Raw genomic sequence first — 8,225 nt, forward strand, 5'->3', positions numbered from 1 at the left:
GTTTACTGATGGCGGAATCGGCACCATGTTCAGATAATGGGGGGTGGAAAACTTGAAGCAATTAGAAGGTTTATCAAGCGAGGCAATTATCGAGCGAGGGAAAAACGTAGTTATGAATACCTATGGCCGCCTACCCATGACGATTGTCAAAGGGGACGGAGCCTGGGTTTGGGATACGGAAGAGAGACGTTATTTGGATTTTTTGACAGGTCTGGCGGTCAACTCCCTGGGACATAATCACCCGGCGATCGTCCGTGCGGTTCAGGAACAGGCCCAAGAGATTATGCACACGTCAAACTTATACTGGATACCGAACCAGGTTGCTTTAGCGGAGCGTTTGGCGGAGCATTCTTTTGCGGATAAAGTGTTCTTTTGCAACAGCGGAGCGGAGGCCAATGAAGCGGCCTTTAAACTGGCCCGGAAATATGCCAGGAAAAATTTTGGTGCGCAGAAATACGAGGTAGTTACACTGGAAAATTCGTTTCACGGGCGGACCTTAGCAACCCTCACGCTCACAGGACAGACTAAATATCAGGAAGGGTATGATCCGCTTCCCGTAGGATGCTCTTATGCCAAATTGAATGATCTTGAGGACTTAAAGGCTAAAGTAAATAGTAATACTGCAGCAGTCTTTATTGAGCCCATTCAGGGGGAAGGGGGAGTACTGCCGGCTTCCGGAGAGTTTTTACAAGGAGCGCGTGCCCTGTGTGATCAATTTGGGGCTTTGTTAATCTTTGATGAGGTGCAGTGCGGCATAGGGCGGACAGGAAAACTCTTTGCTTATGAGTGGAGCGGTGTGGTTCCGGATATCCTGACCTTGGCTAAAGCCTTGGGCGGCGGAGTGCCGATTGGAGCAATGCTGGCCACGGATGAAGCAGCAAAAGCCTTTCAGCCCGGCGATCACGCTTCGACCTTCGGGGGAAACCCTTTGGCGACCGCCGCAGGATGCGCTGTCCTGGATGTGATGCTTGAGGACGGATTTATAGAAGGGGTTCAGGAACGAGCCAAGTATTTTCAAAAGGGACTCGAGGAACTGGCCGGGAAGTATCAGACCGGGGAGCCCGTCCGCGGGAAAGGGTTTATTTTAGGATGGCCTGTTTCCAGGTTGGGCCCGGAGATTGTCGAGGCTTGCCGACTAAACGGGCTGCTGATCAATTGTGTTGGCGGCAAGGTCCTGCGGTTCCTTCCCCCGCTGATTGTTGAAAAACGGGAAATGGATAAGGCCTTGGGGATTTTGGATCAAGTATTCACGGAACTCTGGAAGTGAGAGACAAAGCACCCCTCTAAACCCTTGCTTCTCTAATTTCCAGGTGGTCTTTTCAGAACTGACTATGCTATAATAGAATGGTGAAGGGATGCTATAAAGTAAATAAAACTTCCATAGCGGCGTTTGTTTTCTGGGTAGGAAAAGAATAAAACTCCTGCTTGACAGCTCAGGTTGTCAAGTGGAAGTTTTATTTTGGTTTTTTCATTAACGGTTTTATAGAAGCGAAATAGTTTCCTTTCTGGCATTGTATTTTTATACACATGAGTGTATGATAATACATATCGAAGGAGTGAATGACAGATGCATACAATCGATCAATCTATTTTTAAAGGGCGGGACTTTATATCGCTTCATGATTTTTCTCAAGCTGAAATAAGCTGCATTTTAGATGTAGCTAAAGAACTTAAAGATGCGCAAAAAGCAGGACGTCCTCATCCGATTCTTCAAGGCAAGACCTTGGGGATGATTTTTACGAAGTCTTCGACACGGACCCGGGTGTCTTTTGAAGTAGGGATGTACCAATTGGGAGGGTATGCGCTCTTTCTGAGCCGACGGGATATCCAACTGGGGAGAGGGGAAACGATAGTTGATACGGCACGTGTTCTCTCCCGGATGATCGATGGAATCATGATTAGGACCTATAGTCATCAAGAAGTCCTGGATTTGGCAAAGTATGCCACGATTCCGGTTATTAACGGACTTACAGATCTGCTGCATCCCTGTCAGGTGCTTGCAGATCTGATGGCCATACAGGAGCATAAAGGCCGCTTAGCGGGCTTGAAGCTTGCCTACATCGGAGATGGAAATAACATGGCTCATTCCCTGATGTTTGGCGGAGCTAAAATGGGATTACATGTTGTTATCGCTTCCCCTCCGGGATATAAGCCGGATCCATTGATTGTCGCTTTGGCTCAGGCGGATGCAAAATATAACGGTGGTTTAGTAGAAGTGGTGGATGATCCTTTGGAAGCCGTAAGAGGTGCGGATGTGCTTTACACGGACGTTTGGGCAAGTATGGGTCAAGAAGAAGAAGCCCAAGTGAGAAGGGTGGCTTTTGAAGGATATCAGATTAATTCCGATGTACTGAAGAGAGCGGATCATTCCGCCATCGTACTGCATTGCCTTCCAGCTCACCGTGGGGAGGAAATTACGGATGATGTTATTGAAGGGGTTCAGTCGGTTGTCTTTGATGAAGCAGAAAACCGCCTGCACGCTCAAAAGGCGATTTTGGCGTTAGTAATAAAATAAGACAAATAGTTTTCACTGGAGACTGTATACTATACACAACACATGGACACGAATTTAGAAAAAGAGGGAGATAGACATGAAAAAAGTTGTTTTAGCCTATTCCGGTGGGTTGGATACCTCCATTATTATTTCCTGGCTTAAGGAAACGTACGGGTATGAAGTGATTGCCATGGCGGCGGACCTCGGGCAAGGAGAAGAGCTGGCTCCTCTCCAGGAAAAGGCGATCAAAAGCGGTGCAAGCAAACTGTATATTGAAGATCTGAGAGAAGAATTCCTCTCAGAGTTTATTTTTCCGACGTTAAAGGCCGGGGCAATTTATGAAGGAAACTATCTCTTGGGGACTTCGTTTGCTCGTCCTCTGATTGCCCGGCGTTTAGTGGAAATCGCTGAGCAAGAAGGCGCAGTGGCGGTTGCCCATGGTGCAACCGGTAAAGGAAATGATCAAGTGCGATTTGAACTGAGTGTCAAAGCGCTTAATCCAGACTTAGAGATCATTGCCCCCTGGCGGATTTGGAATCTCAAGTCCAGGGAAGATTGCTTCGATTATGCAGAAGCGCGAGGAATTTCTGTTCCGGGAACGAAAGAGCGATCTTATAGTATGGATCGTAATCTTTGGCATTTAAGCCATGAGGGTGTGGACTTAGAAGATCCTTGGAATGAACCCAAACGTGACATTTATATGCTGGGTGTTGCTCCCGAGGATGCTCCCGACCAGGCGACATATCTTGAACTGGGGTTTGAACAAGGGATTCCGGCCTCTTTAAATGGTAAGAAAATTGCTCCGGTAGCTTTATTGGAAACCCTTAATGAAATGGGTGGAAAAAACGGGATCGGAATTGTCGATATGGTGGAAAACCGCCTCGTCGGGATGAAATCGCGCGGTGTATATGAGACTCCGGGGGGAACCATCCTCTATATGGCACATCAGGCTTTGGAACATCTCACGCTTGACCGCCTTACCCTTCATTACAAAGAACAAATCGCCTTAAAGTATGCGGAGATGGTTTATGATGGAGTGTGGTATTCTCCGCTGCGTGAGGCCTTGGATGCCTTTGTCAATGTGACCCAGAGAAATGTCACCGGCACGGTACGAGTGAAATTATATAAAGGAAATTGTACTTCGGTAGGTGTAAAATCTCCCTTCTCCCTTTATAATGAAGAGTTTGTAACGTTTGGCGAGGAAGGTGTGTATGACCAAAAGGATGCCGGCGGATTTATTAACCTTTTTGGCTTACCGTTAAAGGTTAGGGCGCTAATGGAGAAAGAAGCAGGATTGCGTAAATAAGTACGAAGAATAGCGCCGGTACCCGGCGCTTTCTTTAACGTATCAGACATACCGCAGCGCGTCACCACTGATGAACGAAAATAGGCCATTTTCAGGGCAGAAAGTATAAGTTTAGGGCCCCGCTTTACTTGTAGGTTCCAAACAAATGACTTAATTTATGGCTAATAGGGAGAAAAGACACGCAAAGAATAAGAAAAGTATTAGCGGCGATGAAAGGAAGATGAGACGTGAAGCTCTGGGGCGGATGTTTTGAAAAGACAACAGATGTATTGGTAGAAGATTTTCATTCTTCTATTAGCTTTGACCAACGCCTTTACAAACAGGATATCTTGGGGAGTGTAGCCCACGCCAGAATGCTCGGAAGTGTGGGGATTATTTCTGAAGACGAAGCAAACCTGTTAATCGAGGAACTGAATAAAATTTTGGAAGATATCCAGGCGGGAAAAGTAGCATTCGAGATTGGCGCGGAAGACATCCATATGAATGTCGAGAAGCTTTTAACAGAACGAATTGGGATGGTGGGGAAAAAACTACATACCGGGCGCAGTCGGAATGACCAGGTTGCCTTGGATCTAAGGCTTTATTTGAGAAGCGAGATTGACCGGACCAAAAGCCTGATAGAGAAGTTGCTCCAGACTCTTCTCCATATTTCGGAAGAGCATCTTGAAACCTGGATGCCCGGCTACACACATTTGCAAAAAGCACAGCCGATCACCTTTGCCCATCATCTGATGGCCTACGTACAAATGTTTTTACGTGATCTCGGACGGCTCAATGATACTCGGAAGCGTTTAAATATTTCTCCTCTCGGCTCAGGGGCCATGGCTGGAACGACGTTCCCGCTTGACCGGGCGAAAGTGGCCATGGAACTAGACTTTGACGGCGTCACCTTAAACAGCCTGGATGGGGTGAGCGACCGGGATTTTGCTTTGGAATTTTTAGCAACCGCCTCCATCCTCATGATGCACCTCAGTCGAATGTGTGAGGAACTTGTTCTTTGGTCCACTGGGGAGTTTCGATTTATTTCGATGGATGACGGATATGCCACAGGGTCAAGTATCATGCCTCAAAAGAAGAACCCGGATGTGGCTGAATTAGTAAGAGGAAAAACGGGGCGTGTATATGGTGATTTAGTGGCCCTCTTAACCGTTATGAAAGGTCTTCCGCTGGCATATAATAAAGATATGCAAGAGGACAAGGAACAGGTTTTTGACGCAGTAGACACAATTCAAAAGTGCTTGCTGATTGTAGAACCGATGCTGAGGACCATGGTTGTCCAACGGGAAGCGATGGCCTGTGGAGCAAAAGGAGGGTTTACCAATGCAACGGATCTGGCGGATTACCTGGCCAGGAAAGGGGTTCCTTTTCGGGAGGCGCATGAGTTAGTCGGACGCATTGTGCTGCTTTGCAGTAAAAGAGGAATTGGATTAGAAGAGCTGGATTTAAGCGACTATCAGGAACTCTCTCCAATTTTCGAAGCGGATCTGTTTGGAGCTATCGGAATTGAATATTGTGTGCGCGCGCGAAAGATTTTGGGAGGTCCTTCGCCGGAGTCGGTTGCTGAAGTAATTCGAGTAAGTCGTGAGGTATTAGCGGGACTTGTCTGACACTCTATCAATATCAAAGAAGATTCATTTTTGTAAGCACTAAGTGCCGGGCTGGTTTGCCGGTCAGCTAACGGAAAAACGTCGCGCTCGTGTCACACTGCGTTTAATAAACCAGATATTGTCGAAAGAAATGAGAAGAACGCGTAGTATTTGATGACAAAAACGAAAAAATAGGCATAGAATTGAATTAGAGATAAAAAAGGAGTCCTAATACCCGTATACGGTTTGGGGTGACCATGTACCACGCTTCATTACTAGGTTGTAGGACTTCGCTTCCGCAAACTTTGGAAAAAACCTGTGTATAGTGTGGATAACTTTGTGGATAATATCAAAAGAGAACGGATTTTAAGGCGGATAAGACATAATTAATAGGAGATAAACGAAAAAACTGTGGATAAGTACTTAACGCATTTTGCCAAAATGCGACAATGTAGACCCTTTAATATCCAGAGGAATTTTTGCACAATTATAACGATTAACGATTCAGTATGATATTATAGTAAATAAATCAATAATATAATCAGGGGGTAGCGCAAATGTGGATGGATAAAAAAATAACAGTCCCTATCGCTCAAGCAGTGCATTGGTTGAGTGAAAGGGTGACTGAGGCCAAGGCAGGGGAAATAATGTGCGTGTTGGAGTAGATATCGACGGTGTCGTTGCCGACAGTTACCCATATTGGTTAACTGAATTGAATTTACACTTTGGCAAGAACATTTCGGTCATCAACGATTATAAAATGGAGTCGGTTTATAACGTATCGAAAGAGGCAATAAACGACTTCTTTGTGAGTAATGCGGAACGTTTGCTGATGGCTCCCAAACCTATGTCTGGCGCCAAGGAAGGGCTTGAAACCCTTCTCAGGGAGGGTCATGAAGTGATTTATATTACGGCACGCACACCTGAAGAAAGTGATGTCACATTGCGCTGGCTCACGATGTGTGGAATTCCGCATAAGCATGAACAAGTTCTCTTCGCGGGCTTCAGCAGTAAATTGGAGTTAGTCAAACTTTGGGAAATTGAGGCTTTTGTCGAGGATTATCCGGTGAATGCCAAATTGATTTCGGAAGGCGGAGTGCCGGTATTTTTACTGAATGCCAGTTATAATCAAGTAGAGCTCCCAACGGGTATAACACGCTGTCACAGCTGGGATGAAATTATAAAATGTATCCAGGCAGTGGATTATAAAAGGGTTAGCCACAAATAAATGGCTAACCCTTTGGCATAGTAAAAATTAACTGACGATTCCTAATCCTACTTTATAAATATCCCCCGCCCCTAAAGTAAGGACGAGATCCTTTGGGGAGAGTGTATCGGAAAGATATACTTCAATGTCTTCCAACGTTCCAATGTAGCGGGCTTGAATTCCTTGTTTCAGGATTAACTCGGCTAAAGTTACGGAAGAAACGGTGTAATGATCCTGTTCCCGTGCCGAGGCGAAAATATCAGCGACGACAACTTCGTCCGCCCCTTGAAAAGCTTGTGAGAATTCCTGTAAGAGCTTTTCAGTTCGACTAAAGGTATGAGGCTGGAAAATGGCACGGATGCGACGATCTGGGAAGGACAGGCGAGCCCCTTCCAGTGTCATGCGGATTTCTGTCGGATGATGGGCATAGTCATCGACAATCAAGGCGCCATTTTTGTTGCTTCCTATATGTTCAAAGCGGCGTTTTGTTCCGTTGAACAGGCTCAGGTGGAATAAGATTACTTCGATGGAGATACCAAGTTCATGACATAAGGCGATGGTTGCCAAGGCATTGATAATGTTATGTCTCCCTGCCACATGGAGATTAAGATCTCCGACATATTGCCCCTTTAGCAGGATTTTCATCGAACTTTGTTCGTCTTGGACTACAATCTCTGTTGCCCGAATATCCGCGGACTCAGAGAGTCCAAAGGTCGTGATTGGCGCGTCTGAGATGAGGGATTTCCGATTCGGGTCTTCGTCCCAAACGTAGATATGGCCGTGCGCCGGTACCTTTTTTGCCAGTTCAGAGAACGCCAAAATAACATCATCAAGGTCATTAAAATAATCGGGGTGGTCAAATTCTATGTTGGTAATTACCAAGTGTTCCGGAGAGTAATTGAGGAAATGGCGCCGATATTCACAAGACTCTGCTAAGAAAAATTCCCCTTTCCCGGAATGCGCATTACCGCCAATACTGGGGACATCGCTGCCAACAACAATGGACGGATCTAATCCGGCTTGGAGCATTACGAGGCCTATCATGGCGGTCGTCGTAGTTTTACCGTGTGTTCCGGATATGCAAATTCCACGTTTTTGAGAAAGTAAGCGTCCTAGATATTGAGGGTAAGTCAAGACCGGGATATTAAGGTCCCTGGCCCGGGAAATTTCTGGATGCAGATGTGTATAGGCCGCAGAGGTAACCACCAAATCGGCGTTTTCTACATTTTTGGGAGAAAAACCTAAAACGGGGATATTGGCGCGTTCCAAGATACTGTCTGTATAAAAACTCTCTTCGACATCAGACCCTGTAATGGTAGCACCTTCAATTTGAGTGCTGATTTGAGCTAATGCGCTCATCCCGGTTCCTTTTATGCCAACGAAATGAATATGTAATGCCAAAGCATCTCGTCCCTTCCGTGTATAACTCCGCCCCCCCCATTATACCCAAACTGAAACCAAATAGTATCATATTTTACGAGGAAAAATTTACTACAGTTATTTTGCCCATTATCTTAATAAAAATATTATTTGACGAAACTACAAAACTGGAGTACAATTACTTTCGTCCGTGAAATGGTGAAATGCCGATGTGGCTCAGAGGTAGAGCAGCTAACTCGTAATGAGCAGGTC

At 45.8% G+C, this 8,225-nt stretch carries 6 protein-coding genes; 5 read left to right on the plus strand and 1 reads right to left on the minus strand.

Translation table 11 applies throughout. The features are described 5' to 3' along the window. The first annotated feature begins 52 nt into the window (after window positions 1–52). The 5 genes from AC6I5A_RS04365 (at window position 53) to AC6I5A_RS04385 (ending at window position 6,614) form a co-directional block, all read left to right on the plus strand. The gene (locus AC6I5A_RS04365) at window positions 53–1,267 is read left to right on the plus strand and encodes an acetylornithine transaminase (protein ID WP_034612170.1); all 1,215 of its coding nucleotides are present in this window, start codon (window positions 53–55) and stop codon (window positions 1,265–1,267) included. Window positions 1,268–1,567: 300 nt separating this feature from the next. Further along, window positions 1,568–2,515 (plus strand): ornithine carbamoyltransferase, encoded by a 948-nt coding sequence (gene argF, locus AC6I5A_RS04370; RefSeq protein ID WP_034612173.1) that lies wholly within the window; start codon window positions 1,568–1,570, stop codon window positions 2,513–2,515. Between the two features lie 76 nt (window positions 2,516–2,591). After that, window positions 2,592–3,800, plus strand: a complete 1,209-nt coding sequence (locus AC6I5A_RS04375) for an argininosuccinate synthase (RefSeq protein WP_034612177.1) — start codon at window positions 2,592–2,594, stop codon at window positions 3,798–3,800. A gap of 227 nt (window positions 3,801–4,027) precedes the next feature. After that, window positions 4,028–5,407, plus strand: a complete 1,380-nt coding sequence (gene argH, locus AC6I5A_RS04380; RefSeq protein ID WP_034612179.1) for an argininosuccinate lyase — start codon at window positions 4,028–4,030, stop codon at window positions 5,405–5,407. A 628-nt stretch (window positions 5,408–6,035) separates the two neighbouring features. Next, complete coding sequence (locus tag AC6I5A_RS04385; protein WP_034612182.1) at window positions 6,036–6,614, plus strand: 5' nucleotidase, NT5C type; 579 nt, start codon at window positions 6,036–6,038, stop codon at window positions 6,612–6,614. Between the two features lie 27 nt (window positions 6,615–6,641). On the opposite strand, the gene murC is transcribed toward AC6I5A_RS04385, so the two are convergent. Next, window positions 6,642–7,994: a UDP-N-acetylmuramate--L-alanine ligase gene (gene murC / locus AC6I5A_RS04390; protein WP_034612185.1), complete on the minus strand. Its 1,353-nt coding sequence runs from the start codon at window positions 7,992–7,994 to the stop codon at window positions 6,642–6,644. Window positions 7,995–8,225: the final 231 nt, after the last annotated feature.

The organism is Desulfosporosinus sp. Tol-M2 (genome assembly GCF_059735615.1).

What these genes read in the sequence shown, in the direction of transcription:
- argF (WP_034612173.1), top strand. Translation starts at nt 1,568, where the DNA reads ATGCATACAATCGATCAATCTATTTTTAAAGGGCGGGACTTTATATCG.
- AC6I5A_RS04375 (WP_034612177.1), top strand. Translation starts at nt 2,592, where the DNA reads ATGAAAAAAGTTGTTTTAGCCTATTCCGGTGGGTTGGATACCTCCATT.